Source organism: Micromonospora sp. NBC_00858, assembly GCF_045207365.1.
GTDB lineage: Bacteria > Actinomycetota > Actinomycetes > Mycobacteriales > Micromonosporaceae > Micromonospora.
Window position 1 is genome coordinate 474,017 of the sequence record NZ_CP108828.1, and the last position, 19,061, is coordinate 493,077.

The 19,061-nt window shown below is 73.3% G+C and carries 13 protein-coding genes; 7 read left to right on the forward strand and 6 right to left on the reverse strand.

The genetic code is table 11. From position 1 onward, the window contains the following. The first annotated feature begins 7 nt into the window (after positions 1-7). The 6 genes from OG990_RS02275 to OG990_RS02300 all read left to right on the forward strand — a co-directional run bounded on the left by OG990_RS02275 (position 8) and on the right by OG990_RS02300 (position 7,491). Complete coding sequence (locus tag OG990_RS02275) at positions 8-3,376, forward strand: error-prone DNA polymerase (RefSeq protein WP_406078851.1); 3,369 nt, start codon at positions 8-10, stop codon at positions 3,374-3,376. Positions 3,377-3,472: 96 nt separating this feature from the next. Beyond that, on the forward strand, positions 3,473-3,646 hold the full coding sequence (locus OG990_RS02280; protein WP_328426867.1) for a hypothetical protein: 174 nt from the start codon (positions 3,473-3,475) through the stop codon (positions 3,644-3,646). Between the two features lie 63 nt (positions 3,647-3,709). Continuing rightward, the gene (locus OG990_RS02285; RefSeq protein ID WP_386984053.1) at positions 3,710-4,486 is read left to right on the forward strand and encodes a methyltransferase domain-containing protein; all 777 of its coding nucleotides are present in this window, start codon (positions 3,710-3,712) and stop codon (positions 4,484-4,486) included. Beyond that, positions 4,483-5,655: an alkaline phosphatase family protein gene (locus OG990_RS02290; protein ID WP_406078853.1), complete on the forward strand. Its 1,173-nt coding sequence runs from the start codon at positions 4,483-4,485 to the stop codon at positions 5,653-5,655. Before OG990_RS02285 ends, OG990_RS02290 begins: the two co-directional genes overlap by 4 nt. A gap of 58 nt (positions 5,656-5,713) precedes the next feature. Continuing rightward, complete coding sequence (locus tag OG990_RS02295; RefSeq protein ID WP_406078854.1) at positions 5,714-6,973, forward strand: DNA polymerase IV; 1,260 nt, start codon at positions 5,714-5,716, stop codon at positions 6,971-6,973. 116 nt (positions 6,974-7,089) lie between these two features. Then, positions 7,090-7,491 carry a DUF3040 domain-containing protein gene (locus OG990_RS02300; RefSeq protein ID WP_124817678.1) on the forward strand — a complete coding sequence of 134 codons (402 nt, stop codon included), beginning with the start codon at positions 7,090-7,092 and terminating at the stop codon, positions 7,489-7,491. A gap of 334 nt (positions 7,492-7,825) precedes the next feature. Here the strand turns inward: OG990_RS02300 and OG990_RS02305 are convergent, their stop codons facing one another. From OG990_RS02305 to OG990_RS02315, 3 genes are read right to left on the reverse strand one after another with little or no spacing between them, the layout of a single operon-like run. Beyond that, positions 7,826-10,300, reverse strand: a complete 2,475-nt coding sequence (locus OG990_RS02305; protein ID WP_406078855.1) for a transglutaminaseTgpA domain-containing protein — start codon at positions 10,298-10,300, stop codon at positions 7,826-7,828. Positions 10,301-10,316: 16 nt separating this feature from the next. Then, positions 10,317-11,615: a DUF58 domain-containing protein gene (locus tag OG990_RS02310; RefSeq protein WP_406078856.1), complete on the reverse strand. Its 1,299-nt coding sequence runs from the start codon at positions 11,613-11,615 to the stop codon at positions 10,317-10,319. Position 11,616: 1 nt separating this feature from the next. Then, the gene (locus tag OG990_RS02315; protein WP_328418890.1) at positions 11,617-12,669 is read right to left on the reverse strand and encodes a MoxR family ATPase; all 1,053 of its coding nucleotides are present in this window, start codon (positions 12,667-12,669) and stop codon (positions 11,617-11,619) included. Between the two features lie 391 nt (positions 12,670-13,060). Between OG990_RS02315 and leuS the strand changes: the two genes are divergently transcribed. Next, entirely contained in the window at positions 13,061-15,901 is a 2,841-nt protein-coding gene (gene leuS / locus OG990_RS02320) for a leucine--tRNA ligase (RefSeq protein ID WP_406078857.1), read from the forward strand. A 262-nt stretch (positions 15,902-16,163) separates the two neighbouring features. On the opposite strand, the gene OG990_RS02325 is transcribed toward leuS, so the two are convergent. The 3 genes from OG990_RS02325 to OG990_RS02335 are packed head-to-tail and all read right to left on the reverse strand — an operon-like array spanning position 16,164 to position 18,800. Next, positions 16,164-16,847, reverse strand: a complete 684-nt coding sequence (locus tag OG990_RS02325; protein ID WP_406078858.1) for a TVP38/TMEM64 family protein — start codon at positions 16,845-16,847, stop codon at positions 16,164-16,166. Then, positions 16,844-17,563 (reverse strand): glutamine amidotransferase, encoded by a 720-nt coding sequence (locus OG990_RS02330; protein ID WP_328418887.1) that lies wholly within the window; start codon positions 17,561-17,563, stop codon positions 16,844-16,846. Before OG990_RS02330 ends, OG990_RS02325 begins: the two co-directional genes overlap by 4 nt. Then, positions 17,553-18,800, reverse strand: coding sequence for a MurT ligase domain-containing protein (locus tag OG990_RS02335; RefSeq protein WP_328426798.1), 1,248 nt, complete (start codon positions 18,798-18,800; stop codon positions 17,553-17,555). The genes OG990_RS02330 and OG990_RS02335 overlap by 11 nt, the downstream gene beginning before the upstream one ends. Between the last annotated feature and the right edge of the window lie 261 nt (positions 18,801-19,061).

Consider the following 19,061-nt stretch of genomic DNA (forward strand, 5'->3'; position numbering starts at 1 on the left):
CAGCCGGATGAGCTTCCACAACCCGAAGATGCCCTGGTCGGAGCTGGAGGGGGTGCTCTCCGGGCGGCCCGACGGCAACCGGGGGAGCAGGGGCGAGCGGCACCTGCACGTGGTGGACCCGCTCGCCGTGGACGCCGACGGTGGTGACTCCCCGGCCTGGAGTCGCAAGCGCCAGCACTACGAGGCGCCCGAGCTGCCCCGCCCCGACGACGCCGTGCCCTACGCGGAGCTGCACGCGCATACCAACTTCAGCTTCCTCGACGGCGCCAGCCACCCCGAGGAGTTGGCCGAGGAGGCGGCCCGGCTGGGGCTCACCGCGCTCGCCGTCACCGACCACGACGGCTTCTACGGGGTGGTCCGCTTCGCCGAGGCGGCCCGCGCGCTGGACCTGCCGACCATCTTCGGTGCGGAGCTGTCCCTCGGGCTGCCCGGCCCGCAGAACGGCGAGCCCGACCCGCACGGCGCGCACCTGCTGGTGCTCGCGCACGGCCACGAGGGGTACGCCCGGCTGGCCACCACCATCGCCCGCGCCCAGCTACGCGGCGGGGAGAAGGGCCGCCCGGTCTACGGGGAGCTGGAGGAGGTCGCCGCCGAGCTGCGCGACCACGTGCTGGTGCTGACCGGCTGCCGAAAGGGGCACGTGCCGGCGGCGCTGCTCACCGAGGGGGTGGACGCGGCGGCCCGCGAGCTGGACCGGCTGACCGCGCTCTTCGGCGCGGAGACGGTGGCGGTGGAGCTGACCGACCACGGCCACCCCGTCGACGCCGACCGCAACGACGCGCTCGCCGAGTTGGCAGCCGCGGCCGGGCTGCCGACGGTGGCCAGCAACAACGTGCACTACGCCAGCCCCGGCCGGCGTCGGCTGGCCACCACCGTCGCCGCCGTCCGGGCCCGACGCAGCCTGGACGAGATCGACGGCTGGCTGCCCGCGGCTGCCACCGCCCACCTGCGCAGCGGCGCGGAGATGGCGGCCCGGTTCGCCGCGTACCCGGGTGCGGTGGCCCGGGCAGCCGAGTTCGGCGCCGAGCTGGCCTTCGACCTCCAACTGGTCGCGCCGCAGCTGCCGGCGTACCCGGTGCCGCCAGGGCACACCGAGATGAGCTGGCTGCGGAAGCTGACCGCCGACGGGGCTCGGGAGCGCTACGGACCCCCGCAGGCGCACCCGACGGCGTACGCGCAGCTCGACCACGAGCTGAACATGATCGAGGAGCTGGGTTTCCCGGGCTACTTCCTGGTGGTCTACGACATCGTGACGTTCTGCCGTGAGCAGGACATCTACTGCCAGGGCCGGGGCTCGGCGGCCAACTCGGCGGTCTGCTACGCGCTGCGGATCACCAACGTGGACGCCGTCCGGCACCGGCTGCTCTTCGAGCGTTTCCTCGCCCCGGAGCGGGACGGCCCGCCGGACATCGACGTGGACATCGAATCCGACCGCCGGGAGGAGGTGATCCAGCACGTCTACACCCGCTACGGCCGGGAGCACGCCGCCCAGGTCGCCAACGTCATCTCCTACCGGCCCCGGTCGGCGGTGCGGGACGTGGCCAAGGCGTTCGGCTTCTCACCCGGCCAGCAGGACGCCTGGAGCAAACAGATCGACCGGTGGGGCTCGGTCGCCACGGTCGACGTCGAGGACATCCCGGAGCAGGTGGTGGAGTACGCCAACGAGCTGCAGACGTTCCCCCGGCACCTGGGCATCCACTCCGGCGGCATGGTGATCTGCGACCGGCCGGTGATCGAGGTCTGCCCGGTGGAGTGGGGGCGGATGCCCGGGCGCAGCGTGCTCCAGTGGGACAAGGACGACTGCGCCGCGGTCGGTCTGGTCAAGTTCGACCTGCTCGGCCTCGGCATGCTCTCCGCGCTGCACTACGGCTACGACATGATCGGGTCCCGACTCGACCTCGGCGACATGACGCTGGACGACCCGGAGGTCTACGACATGCTCTGCCGGGCCGACTCGGTCGGGGTGTTCCAGGTGGAGAGTCGCGCACAGATGGCCACCCTGCCCCGGCTCAAGCCCCGCGAGTTCTACGACCTGGTGGTCGAGGTGGCGCTGATCCGGCCCGGCCCGATCCAGGGCGGCTCGGTGCACCCGTTCATCCGGCGCAAGAACGGCCTGGAGCCGGTGACGTTCGCGCACCCGTTGATGCGCAACGCGCTGGAGAAGACCCTCGGCGTGCCGCTGTTCCAGGAGCAGTTGATGCAGCTCGCCATCGACCTGGCCGGCTTCGACGCGGCCGAGGCCGACCAACTGCGCCGGGCCATGGGCGCCAAACGCTCGGTCGAGCGGATGACCCGCATCGCCGACCGGCTCTACGCCGGGATGGCCGAGCGGGGCATCACCGGTGAGCTGGCCGACGACGTCTACCGCAAGCTCACCGCGTTCGCCAGCTACGGCTTCCCGGAGAGCCACGCGATGAGCTTCGCCTACCTGGTCTACGCCAGCTCCTGGCTCAAGCGCTACCACCCGGCCCCGTTCCTCGCCGCGCTGCTCAACGCCCAGCCGATGGGCTTCTACTCGCCGCAGACCCTGGTCGACGACGCCCGCCGGCACGGGGTGGAGGTACGCCGGCCGGACATCAACGCCAGCGGGGCCAAGGCGGTGCTGGAGTCCACCCCCGACACCCGGTGGGGCAGCGGGCCGGGGGAGCCGCCGCACGCCTGGGGGCTGGACGGTCCGGCGGTCCGGCTCGGGCTGTCCAGCGTGCGTACCCTCGGCGCCGAGGTGGCCGAGCGGATCGAGGCCGACCGGAGCGCGCACGGGCCGTACCGCGACATGCCGGACCTGGCCCGGCGGGTCGGTCTCACCGCCGCGCAACTGGAGGCTCTGGCCACCGCGGACGCCTTCGCCTGTTTCGGGCTGACCCGACGGCAGGCGCTCTGGGCCGCCGGCGCGGCGGCCCAGGACCGGCCGGGCCGGCTGCCCGGCACGGTGACCGGCGCGGCGGCGCCGACGCTGCCCGGGATGGAGGCGGTGGACCGGCTGGTCGCCGACGTGTGGGCCACCGGGCTGTCACCGGAGAGCCATCCGGCCCGGTTCATCCGGGGTCAGCTCGACGTGCTCGGCGCGGTGCCGATCGCCCGGCTCGGTCGGGTGGAGCCCGGGCAGCGGATCCGGGTCGGCGGCATCGTCACCCACCGGCAGCGCCCGGCGACCGCGGGCGGGGTCACCTTCCTCAACCTGGAGGACGAGACCGGCATGCTCAATGTCACCTGCTCGCCGGGGCTGTGGCAGCGCTACCGGCGGGTGGCCCGGACCAGCGCCGCGCTGGTGGTCCGGGGGCGGCTGGAGCGGCATGAGGGGGTGACCAACCTGGTCGCCGACCGGCTGGACGCCATCGAGCCACCGGTCAGTCCCGCGTCCCGTGACTTCCGCTGATCGAGTGATCCACATTACGGTTTCCGGTGCCGCCGAGCGGGAGACTCGTGCTGAGCGGGCAGAGCGGCCCGTGATCCATGAGGGGAAAGAACAGTGATGGGGAATCACACGTACACCGGCGGAATCGCCAACTCCCGACGGACCCGGCTCGGCGCCGGTTGGATGCCGTCGCACCTCGCCGACCCTCGCGAGTACGAGGTGACCAACGGTCCGGTCGCCAACGAGCGGCGGTCCCGCGCGGAGGACGAGGTCGAGGGCGTCGAGTCCTGACCGGCCGCGTCACCGCGTCCCGACCCGGCGGGTCGGTGCGCCTGCCACACGATCGCCCTGCTGATGGACCGGGTGACTAGGCTCGACCGGGTGGAGCAGACCCGAGGCCGGTTCGCCGGGCCGCCGCTGACCCCCCGTACCGCCGTGATCTGGTCGGTGCTCCGCGCCGAACTGGACCGGCGCGGCGACACCGAGCTCACCGTGCTGGACGTGGGCGGCGGCACCGGCGGCTTCGCTGTGCCGCTGGCCCGGGCCGGGCACCGCGTCACCGTGGTCGACGCCAGCCCCGACGCGCTGGCCGCGCTCACCCGCCGGGCCGCCGAGGCCGGGGTGGCCGACCGGATCGCCGCCGTGCAGGGCGACGGCGACGCCCTGACCGGGCTGGTCGAGCCGGCCGGCGTCGACCTGGTGCTCTGCCACGCCGTGCTGGAGGTGGTCGACGACCCGACGCCGGTGGTGACCGCGCTGGCCACCGCACTGCGCCCCGGCGGCGCGGCGAGCGTGCTGGTGGCCGGCCGGGCCGCCGCCGTGCTGGGCCGGGCGATGAACGGCCACCTGGAGGTCGCGGCCGCGCTGGCCGCCGACCCGGCCGGCACCGCCGGGCCGCGGGACACCCTGCGCCGCCGCTACGACGCCGACGGCGCCGCCGCGCTGCTCACCGCCGCCGGGCTGGTGGTCGAGGAGATCCACGGGGTACGCGTACTGGCCGACCTGCTGCCGGCCGCGGTCGCCGACGGGCAGTCGGCCGCCCTGGTCGAGCTGGAACGGACGCTGGCCGCCCAGCCCCCGTACCGGGATCTGGCCGCCCAACTGCACCTGTTCGCCCGCCGGCCGGCATGACCGCCCCGCCGGGTGGTGGGCCGGCGCCGCTGGCGGTCCTCGGGCCGGAACACGGCGGCGGCCGCCTCACCGATGTGCTGCCCAGCGCGCTCGCCGTGCTGGGCGTCCCCGGGTCGGCCGACCCGCTCGGGCTCGTCCCCGCGCTGGCCGGCGTACGCCGAATCGCCGTGCTGCTGGTCGACGGCCTCGGCTGGTACCAGCTGCCGACCGCCGCGCCGTACGCGCCGACCCTCGCGGGGCTCGCCGCAACGGTGGCCCGGCCGCTCATCGCGGGTTTCCCGTCCACCACCCCGACCAGCCTGGTGTCGCTGGGCACCGGCGTCGCGCCGGGCGCGCACGGGGTGCTCGGCTTCACCGTGCGGATGCCCGGCACCGACCGGGTGCTCACCCACACCGACTGGGCCGCCGACCCGTCGCCGCTGCGCTGGCAGCCGGTGCCCACCCAGCTGGAGCGGGCCCGCGCCGCCGGGGTGGCGGTGAGCGTGGTGAGCCGGCCGGAGTTCGGTGGCAGCGGGTTGACCCTGGCCGCCAACCGGGGCGGCGACTTCCGGGGCGCGATCGGCGCGGACGCGGTGTCCGCCACCATGCTGGCCGCGCTGTCCGCCGGCCACGGACCCACCCTGGTCTCCGGCTACCACGCCGACCTGGACCGGCACGGCCACCTCAGCGGGGTCGACTCGGCACCCTGGCGGATCGCCGCCAACGAGGTGGACGCGCTGCTCGCCCGCCTGGTCGACGGGCTGCCGCCGGACGCCGCGCTGCTGGTGACGGCCGACCACGGGCAGCTCAACGTGCCGGCCACGCACCGTTTCGACCTGGACACCGATCCGCGGCTGCGCGGCGGTGTGCGGCTGGTGGCCGGTGAGGCACGGGTGCGCTACCTGCACGTCGCGCCGGGCGCGGCCGACGACGTGGTGGCCGCCTGGTCGGCGGTGCTCGGCGACGCGGCGCGGGTGCGTACCCGCGACGAGGTGGTGGCCACCGGCTGGTTCGGGCCGGTGCCCGAGGAGCACCTGGGGCGCATCGGCGACGTGGTGGTGACCTGCAACGACACGTACGCGGTGCTGGCCACCCGCACCGAGCGGCCGATGGCGTCCCGGTTGGTGGCGTACCACGGGTCGGACACGGCCACCGAGCTGACGGTGCCGCTGCTGGTCGTCCGCGGCTGAACGGTGGTCCGGCCCGGCGGTCGCTGGTGGTGTCGTACCCCCGGGTTAACCTGCCGGGATGGGCCGCAGCCAGTCGTTGCCCCGGGGCGTCGATCCGCGCTTCGGGCCGGACGCCGACGACTCCGACAGCCCGATCCTGCACGTCGACATGGACGCCTTCTTCGCCGCCGTCGAGGTGCGTCGCCGGCCCGAGCTGCGCGGCCGGCCGGTGGTCGTCGGCGGTGTCGGGCCGCGCGGCGTGGTGAGTTCCGCCAGCTATGAGGCCCGCCGCTACGGCGTACGCAGCGCGATGCCGACCAGCCAGGCCCGGGCCCGCTGCCCGCACGCCGTCTACCTGCCACCGGATTTCACCGCCTACACCACCGCCTCCCGCGCGGTGATGCAGATCTTCCGGGACGTCACCCCGCTGGTCGAGCCGCTCTCCCTCGACGAGGCGTTCCTCGACGTGACCGGCGCCCGCCGGCTGTTCGGGGCCCCGGCCACCATCGCCGGGCTGATCCGCCGCCGGGTCGCCGAGGAACAGGCGCTGACCTGCTCAGTCGGGGTGGCGCCGAGCAAGTTCGTGGCCAAGCTGGGTTCCACCCGGGCCAAGCCGGACGGCCTGCTGGTCGTGCCCCCCGGGCAGGTGCTCGACTTCCTGCACCCACTGCCAGTGGACGCGCTCTGGGGGGTGGGGGAGCGGGCCGCCGAGGCGCTGCGTCGGCTCGGCCTGGCCACCGTCGGCGACCTCGCCGAGGCCCCGTTGGGCATGCTCCGCCGGGCGGTCGGCGCCGCGTCGGCGGCGCACCTGCACGAGTTGGCCTGGGGGCGAGACCCGCGCCGGGTCAGCCCCGAGCACGTCGACAAGTCGATCGGCGCCGAGGTGACCTTCGACGTCGACGTGGCCGACCCGCTGGAGATCCGCCGCGCCCTGCTCGCGCTCAGCGCGAAGGTCGGCGTCCGGTTGCGCGGCTCCGGACAGGTGGGGCGCACCGTGTCGCTCAAGGTGCGCTTGGCCGACTTCCGCACCGTCAACCGCTCCCGCACTCTCGGCGTGCCCACCGACACGGCACGCGAGATGTTCGACACGGTCTGGGCGCTCTACACCGCCCTGGACCCGGGCGAGCGGATCCGGCTCGTCGGTGTCCGGGTGGAGGGGCTCGCCCCGGCGGAGGGTGCGCCCCGGCAACTCACCCTCGGCGCGCCCGAGCGTGGTTGGCGGGAGGCGGAAGCTGCCGCGGACGCTGCCGCTGCCCGATTCGGGCGATCCGTCATAGGTCCAGCCAGTCTGTTAGGCGACCGTGATCCCCGCCGAAACGAAAATCCACCCCACCCATAGGTCGTCCCGCTTTCCGACGCGCGACCCCCCTCGTAGACTTGCGGGTAAGCAGCCGGTTGGCTGCCACGGTCTGTCGGCCCGAGTGGGCCTGACCAACGTGACCGGGGAGGAGTGCCGTGCCGCTCTCGGAGCACGAGCAGCGGCTGTTCGAGCAGATCGAGCGGTCGCTTGCCGAGGACCCCAAATTCGCCTCGGCCGTGCGCGCCAGCGATCCGCGCTTCCACGCGCGGCGTCGCCTGCTCGTCGCTGCCGGCGTGATCATCGCTGGCTTGGCTCTACTGGTCTATGGCGCGGTGATCAAGACTCCACCGCTGGCGGTGGCGGGCTTTGTCGTCATGCTGGCCTCGGCCGCGTTCGCGGTGCAGTCGCACCGGCGTGCGCAGTCACCCGACCTGCACGTGGTGGGCGGCACGACCAGTCGTCGTCGTCCCCGTGGCGGTGGCCGATCCGGTCGCCGGTCGTCGATCCTGGATCGCATGGAGGACAGGTGGCGGCAGCGCCCGGAGGGGCACCGCTGAGCCCGTCCCGCCGCTGAGGCGGGCCGTACACCGCGACGAGCGGGTCGCCGGGAACAGCCCGGCGACCACTGTCGTATCCGCGCGCCCTCGTACCCGCGCGTTGCACCGCGCCCTCGTACCCGCGCCCTCGTGCCGCGCGCCGCTGCCCAGCATCACTTGATGCTGGGCATTCCCATCCGGCTTCTCGTGACTGCTCACCATCAAGGGATCAACGGCGGCCCGGGGCACCGCAGCGACTGCAGGTGGTTGAGCAGGGGAGCGCCGACGGGATGCGTCACAGCCGGGCGGGGCGACGGCCAATGGACCGCCGCCCCGAGCCGGACGGGAACGTCCCTCAGCGGGCCGCCCGGTCGGCCAGCAGCCGACGCGGATTCCAGCGCAGCAGCCGGTACCGGGCCCGCCCGGTCAGTGCCACCAACCGGCCGGACGAGTCCGCCAGGCCGAGCCGCCAGCGCAGCAGCACCGACGGCGGCAGCACGGCGGCCAGCAGCCGGGTCCGCCGGTCCGCCCGTGCGGCCAGCGCGCGCCGGACCGCGCGCAGCGCCGGCAGCAGCCGCTCACCGGTCAGCGGGTCCCGGGCGTAACGCGCCCGTTCCTCCGCCCGGCCGAGCAGCCGCGCCGCGCCGACCGCCGCGGTGTCATCGGTGAAGGTGTCCCGGACCAGCCGGTCCGCGGTCGCCCGGGGCGTCTCGGTCCGGTCGACCCGGACCTTGAAGTCCACCAGCGTGTCGAGCAACTCCGCCCAGGCGGCATGCGCGTCCGCGCGGGCCGCGTTGGCGTCCACCCCGACCACCATCACAGGTGCCCCGTCGCCCGGGGCGGCATCGTCCGCGGTGGCGGCCACCGCGGCGCCCTCCGCCCGGCCACCCCGCCGTCGGCGCAGCGCCAGCCGACGCAGCGCCGGCACCGCCAGCAGTGCCATCAGGGCCAGCAGACCTGCCGTCCACCATGGCCACACCGGTGCCTGCTCGGCCGGTGTCTGACCGCTGAGGGAGAGCCCGCTGTCGGTGTCCCGGTCGGCGTTGTCCGGTCCGGCCGGTCCGGCCGACGCGTCGGGGCCGACCGGGGTGTCCGTGGTGCCGGTGCCCGGGCTGGACGGCTCCGGCGCGTCAGTGTCCGGCGCCCACGCCGACCGGGTGGAGCCCGGCACCCCGTACGTCGGGGTGGCGTCGAACGGCACCCAGCCGACCCCGTTGAAGTAGACCTCGGTCCAGGCGTGCAGGTTGAGGTTGGTCAACGTGTAGGTGTCGCCGTCCCGCTTGCTGCCGTTGGTGAACCCGAACGCCACCCGGGCCGGGATGCCGGCCGCGCGGACCAGCCAGGCCATCGCTGCCGCGTACTGCTGGCAGTAGCCGACCTTGTTGGTCAGGAAGTTGACGATGTCCTGGCCACTGCTGCCGCTCTCGGTGCTGAGCCGGTAGCTGAACCCGTTGTCCGCCGAGAAGTGCTGGTAGATGGACAGCACGCGATCGTAATCGGTGCGCTGCCCCTGGATCAGCCCCTTGACCAGCTCCTCCACCTCGGGCACCGGCCCCGGGGTGGCGGTCAGCTGCCGGCGGACCGGGTGGTCGGTCGGCAGCGGCTGCGCGGCGCGCAGCGCCGCCGGGGTGTACGTCGAGCGGATGTAGTCGAAGGAGTACTTCTTGCTCCGGGAGTTTTCCCGGTTGGAGAAGACGACCTGCTGGTTGGGGTCGTAGAGCCAGTTGCCGTTGAGGTCCTCGGTGCCCACCGGCTCCGCGTACACCGGCAGCAGGGACATGCTCAGGCTCTTGGTGACCTCGACGGTGGCCCGGTACGGGGTCTGCTGCACCCCTCGGCCGGCCCGCTCGCCGGGATCCGGGAGATCCCGGTTGGCCGGCCGACCACTCGGGCTGCGCGCCTGGAAGCCGCTCGGACGCAGCTCGTCGGCGACCGCGTAGCGGAGGTAGAACGGGGTCGGCTCAGACGTGGTCACCTTGACCAGGTCGCTCACCTCGGACTGGTTGAGCTGGCCGGCGAGCGACGCGAACAGGTCGATGCGGCCGGACGAGCCCGCCCCCGCCCGGCCGTTGCCGTTGCCGTTGCCCGCCCCGCCGCCGAGCGTGTCCAGCAGCCCGCCGGTCATGCCCGGCACGGCCAGCGGCAGCACCACGGCCAGGGCAACCCCGACCACCGCGAGCCGGCGGCCGGCGGCGGCCAGGGGCGAGGCCTCCCACACGTCGACGTCGCGGCCGTCGCCGGTGAACCGGCGTCCGAACCGGCGTACCCGGTCGACGTTGTCGGTGACCAGCAGCCAGAGGTACCCGGCGGCGCCCACCACGAACGGCACCGCGGGAACGCTGTCCACGTCGACGGCGACCGGCACCGAGTAGATGGCGAGCATCGGCAGCCCGGCCAGCGCGGGCCGGCGCAGCGCCACCGCCAGCACGTCCACCAGCACGGCCACCCCGCCGACGCCGAGCACGGTGATGAACAGCAGCGGGTCAGTGTCCGGCACCTCGATGCCGTACGAGCGCATGTCCTGCATCGAGCCGGTGAACAGGTCGGCGAAGTGCCCGAACGTGGTCGGCGTGGGCAGGAAGGTGAGAAACTCCGCGCCGCTGGGGAACAGCCAGGTCAGGGCGAGCACCAGGGCGGCCAGCATGCCGAGCACCTGACCCCACAGGGGTGCCCGGACGAGTCGGGTCAGCGCAGCCACCCCGGCCACCACGGCGACCGCGATCGCGGACTGGATCAGCCACGTCCAGGTCTCGAAGATGGCCGACAGCGGGGCGGCCGCGAGCAGCGTGGCCGCGGCCGCCACCGCGCCGATGTTCCGACTGGCGATCATGAGGGGAACCTTCCGTTCATCGCACGCCGCCGGCCACCGTCTCGGCCAGCGCGGCGCGCAGGGCGAAGCCCTGGGAACCCCGGCCCGCCTGCGGCCAGAGTGCCGGCAGCCGGCTGCCGTGGTCGACGCCGACCACCCGCCAACCGCTCTGCAACATCGTGAGCGCGGCGGCGCCGTGCGCGTGCTCAGCCTCGGCCCGGGCCTTCTCCGGCAGGCTCAGCCAGGTGGAGCTGTCCAACAGGAAGCCGACGCAGGTGGCGCCATTGCCCCGCAGCCCGGCCAGCAGCTCGGCCTCGGCCACACTCACCGCGCCGAACAACCCGATGATCAGACCGCCGTCAGCGCGTTGCCGGACCCGCTGCACCAGGCCGGTCACCTCGGCCCGCTGGTCCAGCCGGACCTCGGCGAGGTGGTCGAGCAGTGCCCCGTCGCCGCCGGCTTCCGAGGCGTCCACGTCCGCCCCCGAACCGGTGACCAGGCGCAGCTTGTAGCCGGCCTGACGCAGGTGCACGGCGATGCTCGCGGCGGCGGAGACCGCCCACTCGAAACTCGCCGTCGGCCCGTCGCCGCGGTGACCGTACGCGCGGGTGTCCAGCACGACCGTGGCCCGGCTCTCCCACGGCTGTTCCTCGCGGCGCACCATCAGCTCGCCGGTGCGCGCGGTGGACTTCCAGTGCACCCGGCGCAGGTCGTCGCCGCGCCGGTACTCCCGGGTCGCCGCGTCGTCCTCACCGTGCACCGCCACCGACCGGGCCCGGCTGTCGCCGCTGCCCGCGTACTCCCCGGGGAGCCGGACCGACGGCAGTGGGGTGACCTGCGGGATGACCGTCAGGTGGTCGGTGCTGGGGAACGCCCGGCTGAGCTCGCAGAGCCCGAACGGGTCGCTCATCCGCACCACCAGCGGGCCCACGTCGTAGCGGCCCCGCACGTCGGCCCGGACGGTGTACGCCACAGAGCTGGCCTGCTGCGCGCCGAGCCGCTCCAGCACCACCCGGGGCCGGCTGCCCAGGGCGTAGGGCAGCCGGTCCTCCAGTAGCAGGGTGCCGGTCGGCAGCCGGGAGAGGTTCTGCAGCCGCAGCACCACCCGGGAGTTGGCGCCGACCGGGACCCGGTGCGGGTCCAGTGAACGGTTGCAGGCCAGCTTGTAGCGGCTGCGCCCGACGTAGGCGGCGGCCAGCAGCGGCAGGACGGCCAGCAGCACGGCGACCCGGAGCAGGTCCTTCTCGCCGAGGATGCCGGCCGAGATCGCCGCCGCGACCGCGGCGGCGAGGAACGAGCGCCCGCGGGTGGTCAGCCCGCGCAGCCCTGCACGCACGTCACGGCCTCCGCGGCTCGTAGGGCGCGCGACCGTTGCCGGTGGCGGGCCGGGTGTCGTACGGGGAGCGCTGCCGGTCGTGCGGCAACGGCAGTCGGTGCACCAGCTCGGAGACGATCGCGTCGGTGGTGCGTCGGGCGAGCTGCGCGTCGGCGGTCGGGATGATCCGGTGCGCCATTACCGGCACCGCGAGGGCCTGCAGGTCGTCGGGGAGGACGTAGTCGCGCCCCTCCAAAGCGGCGACCGCCCGGGCGGTGCGCAGCAGCTGCAGGGTTGCCCGGGGGGAGGCGCCCAGACGCAGGTCGGGGGCCTCGCGGGTCGCGGTGACCAGGTCGATGGCGTACTGCTTGACCGCGTCGGCGACGTGCACCTGCCGGACGGTGGCGATGAGCTGCCGGACGATGTCCGCGTCGGAGACCGGGCGCAGCTCGTTCAGCGGGTCGGTGCCGCCGTGCCCGTCCAGCATGGCCAGCTCGGCGCCAGCGTCCGGGTAGCCCATCGCGATCCGAGCGGTGAACCGGTCGCGCTGCGCCTCGGGCAGCGGGTAGGTCCCCTCCATCTCGATCGGGTTCTGGGTGGCGATGACCATGAACGGAGTCTGCAGCTGGTACGTCACGCCGTCGACGGTGACCTGCCGCTCCTCCATGCACTCCAGCAGCGCCGACTGGGTCTTCGGCGAGGCGCGGTTGATTTCGTCGCCGACGACCAGGTTGGCGAAGACGGCGCCCGGACGGAACTCGAAGTCGTGCGTCTCCTGGTTGTAGACGCTGACCCCGGTGACGTCGCTGGGCAGCAGGTCGGGGGTGAACTGGATCCGCCGCACCGTGCAGTCGATGGACCGCGCCAAGGCCTTGGCCAGCTTGGTCTTGCCGACGCCGGGGACGTCTTCGATGAGGAGGTGACCCTCGGCGAGCAGGACGGCAAGGGCCAGCCGCACGGTGGCGGTCTTACCCTCGATGACCTGCTCGATGTTGGCCACGATGGCCTCGCTGGCGGCGCGGAACTCGTCGTGCGGCAACAGTCCGCCGACCTCGTCCCAGGTCTGTTGTGTCACGGGCCTCCTCCTCGTCGCCGTCACGGCAGCTCTGTATAGAGCACCTGGACCCGCCGTTGGGTTCGCGACGTCGAGCCTCGTTTGCCGCAGAATTCTCACTGGCCTCTCAGGCTAACCATGTTTGTCGTTATCGCCGACCCCCGCAGGCAGTCCGTCGGTTACGCACCGATATTCGCCGGGTTGGGGGACTGGCCCCGCCGACCCCGGCCCGAACCGGCGGCGAGGTACACTGCCGGACATGGCCGGAGTCTTCCTGCTTCTTATCGGGCCGTGCTGATGCGCTGAACGCGCGACAGCACGGCGGCCCCTCCTGCGTGAGGGGCATTTTTGTGCCCGTCGCCGGTCCGGCCCGGCGGTGCCGAGACGAAGCGAAGCGAAGCGAGGAGAGACGATGAGTGAGGCAGCCGCACCGGCGGGCGACATTCCCCCGTTCCGGTACACCGCGGCCCTGGCCGACGAGATCGAAAATCGTTGGCAGGACATCTGGGCGCGCGAGGGCACCTTCCACGCCCCGAACCCGACCGGCCCGCTGGCCGACCCGGACCACCCCCGGGCCGGTGCGGAAAAGCTGTACGTGCTGGACATGTTCCCCTACCCGTCCGGCGCCGGCCTGCACGTCGGCCACCCCCTGGGCTACATCGGCACCGACTGCTTCGCCCGCTACCAGCGGATGGCGGGGCGCAACGTGCTGCACGCCATGGGCTTCGACGCGTTCGGCCTGCCCGCCGAGCAGTACGCGGTGCAGACCGGCACCCACCCACGGACCACCACGGTGGCGAACATCGAGCGGTACAAGGCGCAGCTGCGCCGGCTGGGGCTGGCGCACGACGAGCGCCGTTCGGTGGCGACCATCGACACTGACTTCTACCGCTGGACCCAATGGATCTTCCTGCAGATCTTCAACTCCTGGTACGACCGGGACGCCGGGCGGGCCCGGCCGATCGCCGAGCTGATCGCCGAGTTCGAGGGCGGTAACCGGGCGACCCCGGACGGCCGGTCCTGGGCCGAGCTGAGCGTCGCCGAGCGCCGCCAGGTCGTCGACGACCACCGCCTGGCGTACGTCTCGCAGGCCCCGGTGAACTGGTGCCCAGGGCTGGGCACCGTGCTGGCCAACGAGGAGGTCACCGCCGACGGCCGCTCCGACCGGGGCAACTTCCCGGTCTTCAAGCGCAACCTGAAGCAGTGGATGATGCGGATCACCGCGTACGGTGACCGGCTGATCGAGGACCTGGACAGCCTGGACTGGCCCGAGCCGATCAAGATGATGCAGCGCAACTGGATCGGCCGGTCCACCGGTGCGCACATCGACTTCCCCACCGAGCTGGAGCCGATCCGGGTGTTCACCACCCGGCCGGACACCATCTTCGGGGCCACGTACATGGTGCTGGCGCCCGAGCACGAGCTGGTCGACACGCTGGTGCCGGCCGCCTGGCCGGAGGGGACGAGGGACGCCTGGACCGGCGGGCACGCCAGCCCCCGGGCGGCCGTCGAGGCGTACCGCAAGGCGGCGGCGGCCAAGACCGACATCGAGCGGCAGGCCGAGAGCAAGGAGAAGACCGGCGTCTTCATCGGCGCGTACGCCACCAACCCGGTCACCGGCGGGCAGATCCCGATCTTCATCGCAGACTACGTGCTGGCCGGCTACGGCACCGGCGCGATCATGGCGGTGCCGGCACAGGACGAGCGGGACTGGGCGTTCGCCGAGGTCTTCGAGCTGCCCATCGTGCGTACCGTGCAGCCGGCGGAGGGCTTCGACGGCAAGGCGTACACCGGGGACGGCCCGGCGATCAACAGCGCCGCGCCCGAGCGCGGCCTGGACCTGGACGGCCTGGGGGTCGCCGATGCCAAGGCGGCGATCATCGCCTGGCTGGAGGCGAACGGGTACGGCGCCGGCGCGGTGACCTACCGGCTGCGCGACTGGCTGTTCTCCCGGCAGCGCTACTGGGGCGAGCCGTTCCCGATCGTCTACGACGAGACCGGCGCGGCGATCGCCCTGCCCGAGGAGATGCTGCCGGTCGAGCTGCCGGAGGTGGACGACTTCTCGCCGAAGACGTTCGACCCGAACGACGGCGACTCGAACCCGGAGACCCCGCTGTCGCGTCGCCGCGACTGGGTCGAGGTGGAGCTGGACCTGGGTGACGGGCCGAAGCGGTACACCCGGGAGACCAACGTGATGCCGCAGTGGGCCGGCTCCTGCTGGTACGAGCTGCGCTACCTGGACCCGACCAACAGCGAGCGGTTCGTCGACGCGGAGAACGAGCGGTACTGGATGGGCCCGCGCGGCGAGGGCGACTGCGGGGGTACCGACCTGTACGTCGGCGGCGCCGAGCACGCCGTGCTGCACCTGCTGTACGCGCGGTTCTGGCACAAGGTGCTGTTCGACCTGGGGCACGTGTCGTCGTTCGAGCCGTTCCGCAAGCTGTTCAACCAGGGCATGATCCAGGCGTACGCGTACACCGACTCGCGCGGCAGTTACGTGCAGGCCGAGGACGTCATCGAGCGCGAAGGCGGCTGGTACCTGGGCGACGACGAGGTGCGCCGCGAGTACGGCAAGATGGGCAAGTCGCTGAAGAACGTGGTGACCCCCGACGACATGTGCGCCGCGTACGGCGCGGACACCTTCCGGGTGTACGAGATGTCGATGGGCCCGCTGGAGGTGTCCCGTCCCTGGGAGACCCGGGCGGTCGTCGGGTCGTACCGGTTCCTGCAGCGGGTCTGGCGGGCCGTGGTCGACGAGGAGACCGGTGCGCTGCGGGTCAGTGAGGCCCCGGCCGACGAGGCAACCCGCCGGCTGCTGCACAAGGTGATCGACGGGGTCCGTGGCGACATGGACGGCATCCGGTTCAACACGGCGATCGCGAAGCTGATCGAGCTGACCAACGGGCTGACCCAGCTGTCGGCGACGCCGCGCGAGGTGGCCGAGCCGCTGGTGCTCATGGTGGCGCCGTTCGCCCCGCACGTTGCCGAGGAACTGTGGCGCCGGCTGGGCCACCAGACCTCGCTGACGTACGCGGACTTCCCGACGGCTGATCCGGCACTGCTGGTGGCGGACACGGTGACCTATCCGGTGCAGGTCAACGGCAAGGTCCGTGGCCGCATCGAGGTTCCCACCGACGCATCCGAGGAGTCGGTCCGTGCCGCGGCCCTGGACGCGGTGGCCGCCACCCTGGCCGGCAAGGAACCCCGCAAGGTCATCGTGGTGCCGGGCCGGATGGTCTCCGTCGTCGCCTGACCCGACCCCGGTCTCGGCCCGGGTCCCGCTGGTGTAGCGGGGCTGGCGTCGCGATCCGGGCATCCCGGGCGGGGCTTCGCGGTCTGGCCGCCCGGCTCTGCCGGCACGGAGCGTGACGCCTGTGGGGGCGGACACCGTGACGAGCGTGATGACTCAGAGGCATATTTATACCTCTGAGTCATCACGCTCATTGGCGCATCCGTCGCCCGGGCGCGACACGCCGGCCCGAGGGCGGGCCAGGTCGCAGCCCCGGGAAGGGCGGTCAGGCCGGCATGGAGCGGCGGTGCCGCTCGGCGCGCCACCACTGGTGGATGAGCACCACGCTGGCGATCAGGCCGAGGCTGGCGGGGGCGGCGGCGTACCAGTTGATGCGGCCGGGGGAGCTGACCGCCGCGCCGATCGCGGCGTAGCCGAAGGCAGTCGGCGCGGAGGCGATCACGCTGCCGGCCAGGAACGGCAGTACCCGGGCCCCGGTGGTGCCGTAGCCGTAGCTGACCAGCCCGAAGCCGGCGATCGGCAGCAGCCGGACGGTGACCACGCCGAGCACGCTCTGCCGGGTGAACCAGCCGTCGAGGCGGGCCAGCCGGCCACGGACCCGCTCGGCCACGAACTCCCGGCCGAGCAGCCGGCCGACCGTGAACCCGATCGCCGCCGCCAGCAGCGCGGCGCCCAGGGCGTACGCGGCGCCCTCCAGCGGGCCGAAGATGGCGCCCGAGGCGAGTGTGATGAAGGTCCGGGGTACCAACGCGACCAGCAGCAGCGCGCCGCCGAGGACCGCCGCCACCGGGGCGAGATGGCCGAGGTGGTTGGCCAGCCGGGGCAACTGCTCCGGGTCCGGTCGGGGCGCCAGGAGCAGCAGCAGCGCGCAGCCGCCGATCAGCAGCACGAGCAGGGCGAACCGGGCGGCCGACGGCTGCCGGAGCAGCCGCCGGACGGCGGGGATCATGCCCGGGCGGCGGCCACCGCAGCGCGGCGCTCGCTCCGAAGCCGGTCCGACCAGGTGTCGTCCAGCGGCGGGAGCTGGTGCGCCCCGGTGGCCCAGCGCAGCAGAAGGTCGGCCAGGGCCGGATTGCGGGCCAGCGCGGGGCCGTGCGAATAGGTGCCGAGCAGCTTGCCCCGCCAGGCACCCTCGGTGGTGCCGTCGTTGCCCACCCCGGTGCTCACCCGTGCCAGCGGGGAGACCTCCGGGCCGAGGTGGGTGCGGCCGCCGTGGTTCTCGAAGCCGGTCAGTGCGGGCAGGCCCAGGCGGGGGTCGATCTCGCCGGCCAGCTCGCCGACGGCTCGGCTCGGGCCCCGGTCGGACTGCAGGTCGAGCAGCTCCAGGCCGCGGCACTGCACACCCTTGGCGAAGAAGGACATGCCGAGCAGCTGGTAGCCGGCGCAGACGCCGAACACCACCGAGCCCTGGGCGACCGCCCGGTGCAGGCCACCGTCGGCGATCAGCCGCTGCGCGCCCAGCGCCTGCGGACCGTCCTCACCGCCGCCGACCAGGTAGATGTCGGCGGTCGCGGGCAGCCGCTGGTCGGAGCGGACCTCCATGACCTCGACCGGCATACCGCGCTGGCGGGCCCGCCGGGCGAGGATCAGCGCGTTGCCCCGATCGCCGTAGGTGGAGAGGAGGTCGGGGTAGATCCAGACGATGCGCAGGCTCTCAGTTGACACGGTCCAACTCCGCTCGGATGTCCTGGAACGCGGTGTAGTTCGCGATGACCTCCAGCCGCCCCGGCGGGACCGACCGGATCGCGTCCTCGAACGTGCGCACGTGCTGGAACGACACGTCGTTGACGTCCAGGCGGACCGCCAGGTCGTACGCCCGGTCGCCGGTGATCAGCACCTGTCGGCCGCGCAGCGGCGCGAAGTCGACGTCGAAGAGCCAGGAGGTGTCCAGCCCGTCGGGGTCGCGCGCGTTGATGGAGAGCAGGGTCGGCGCCTCGTCGGCCATGTCGAAGGCCTCCAGCCAACTGGCCGGATTCTTGGCCAGCAGCAGCCGGATGTTGCGCCCGTCCTTGTCCACCTGCGCGTAGCGGCCGGCCACCGAGGTGACGATGCCGAGGCGGGACACCGCGTCGACCGGGCGGACGCCGAACTCGGCGGCCACGGCCAGCGCCGTCGCCGCGTTGCCCAGGTTGACCTTGCCGGGTAGCTGGAGGGAGACCTTGTGCCAGGCGCCGGTGGGGTCGAGCACGCCCTCGTCCTCGACGACCCACTGCGGCTCCGGCCGGCGCAGCGGGCAGCCGGTGCACCACCACTGGTCGCCGTTGCGCTGAATGGTGGAGCCGCACTCCGGGCAGACCCAGGAGTCGTCGTGCCAGCGCTGGCCGGCGCTGAACCAGGTCACGTGCGGCGGGTTGATGCCGCGGGCGGGGTCGCCCGGCGGGGTGGCGGCCCAGACCACCATCGGGTCGTCGGCGTTGGCCACCACCCGCACATCGGTGTGCCGGACCAGCGCCGCGCGCCAGAGCTGCGCCATCATGGCGACCTCCTTGGCCCGGTCGAGCTGGTCGCGGGAGAGGTTCAGCAGGGCGACCACGTGCGGCTCGGTCGCCTCCAGCACCTGGGCGAGGTAGTGCTCGTCGACCTCCAGCACGGCGTACGGGGTGCTGCCGGCCTTGGCCAGCGCCGAGGTGTGGCCGCTGGGCATGTTGGCGCCGAAGGAGTTGGTGGCGACCCGCCCGAGCACGCCGACCGCGGCGGCGGTCAACCGGGTGGTGGTGGTCTTGCCGTTGGTGCCGGAGACGAGCGCGATGGCGCGCCCGGCCGACAGGTGGGCCAGCAGGTCCGGGTCGATCTTCAGGCCGATCCACCCGCCGATCACCGAACCGTCGCCACGGCCGGCCGCCCGGGAGAGCGCGGCGGCGGTCCGTGACACGGAGCTGGCCACCTTGGCCCGTAGGGGCATTTTCGCGTCCGTCACGCGAGCGAGGTTACCGGACCGCCCGCCCCACCAGATCGCCGCCGACCGCGAACCGTTCGGCCGTGGTGCCCACGCGGGCGGCTGGTTCGGCTTCATCCGGACGGAGTCGATCTATGTCGGAAAGCGGACCACGCCGGACCGCCGCCGTGGCCCTCCACTCCGCTCCACCCCTTGTGACGTGCGGTTTTGCCTGCGCATCGAGCGCGCCACGCGGGCGAATCTGGTTGCAGGTGGAGGGAAGTGGAG

Coding starts and splice junctions, on each gene's coding strand:
- leuS (WP_406078857.1), top strand. CDS start 13,061: ATGAGTGAGGCAGCCGCACCGGCGGGCGACATTCCCCCGTTCCGGTAC.
- OG990_RS02305 (WP_406078855.1), bottom strand. CDS start 10,300: ATGATCGCCAGTCGGAACATCGGCGCGGTGGCGGCCGCGGCCACGCTG.
- OG990_RS02285 (WP_386984053.1), top strand. CDS start 3,710: ATGGACCGGGTGACTAGGCTCGACCGGGTGGAGCAGACCCGAGGCCGG.
- OG990_RS02280 (WP_328426867.1), top strand. CDS start 3,473: ATGGGGAATCACACGTACACCGGCGGAATCGCCAACTCCCGACGGACC.
- OG990_RS02290 (WP_406078853.1), top strand. CDS start 4,483: ATGACCGCCCCGCCGGGTGGTGGGCCGGCGCCGCTGGCGGTCCTCGGG.
- OG990_RS02275 (WP_406078851.1), top strand. CDS start 8: ATGAGCTTCCACAACCCGAAGATGCCCTGGTCGGAGCTGGAGGGGGTG.
- OG990_RS02335 (WP_328426798.1), bottom strand. CDS start 18,800: ATGCCCCTACGGGCCAAGGTGGCCAGCTCCGTGTCACGGACCGCCGCC.
- OG990_RS02325 (WP_406078858.1), bottom strand. CDS start 16,847: ATGATCCCCGCCGTCCGGCGGCTGCTCCGGCAGCCGTCGGCCGCCCGG.
- OG990_RS02295 (WP_406078854.1), top strand. CDS start 5,714: ATGGGCCGCAGCCAGTCGTTGCCCCGGGGCGTCGATCCGCGCTTCGGG.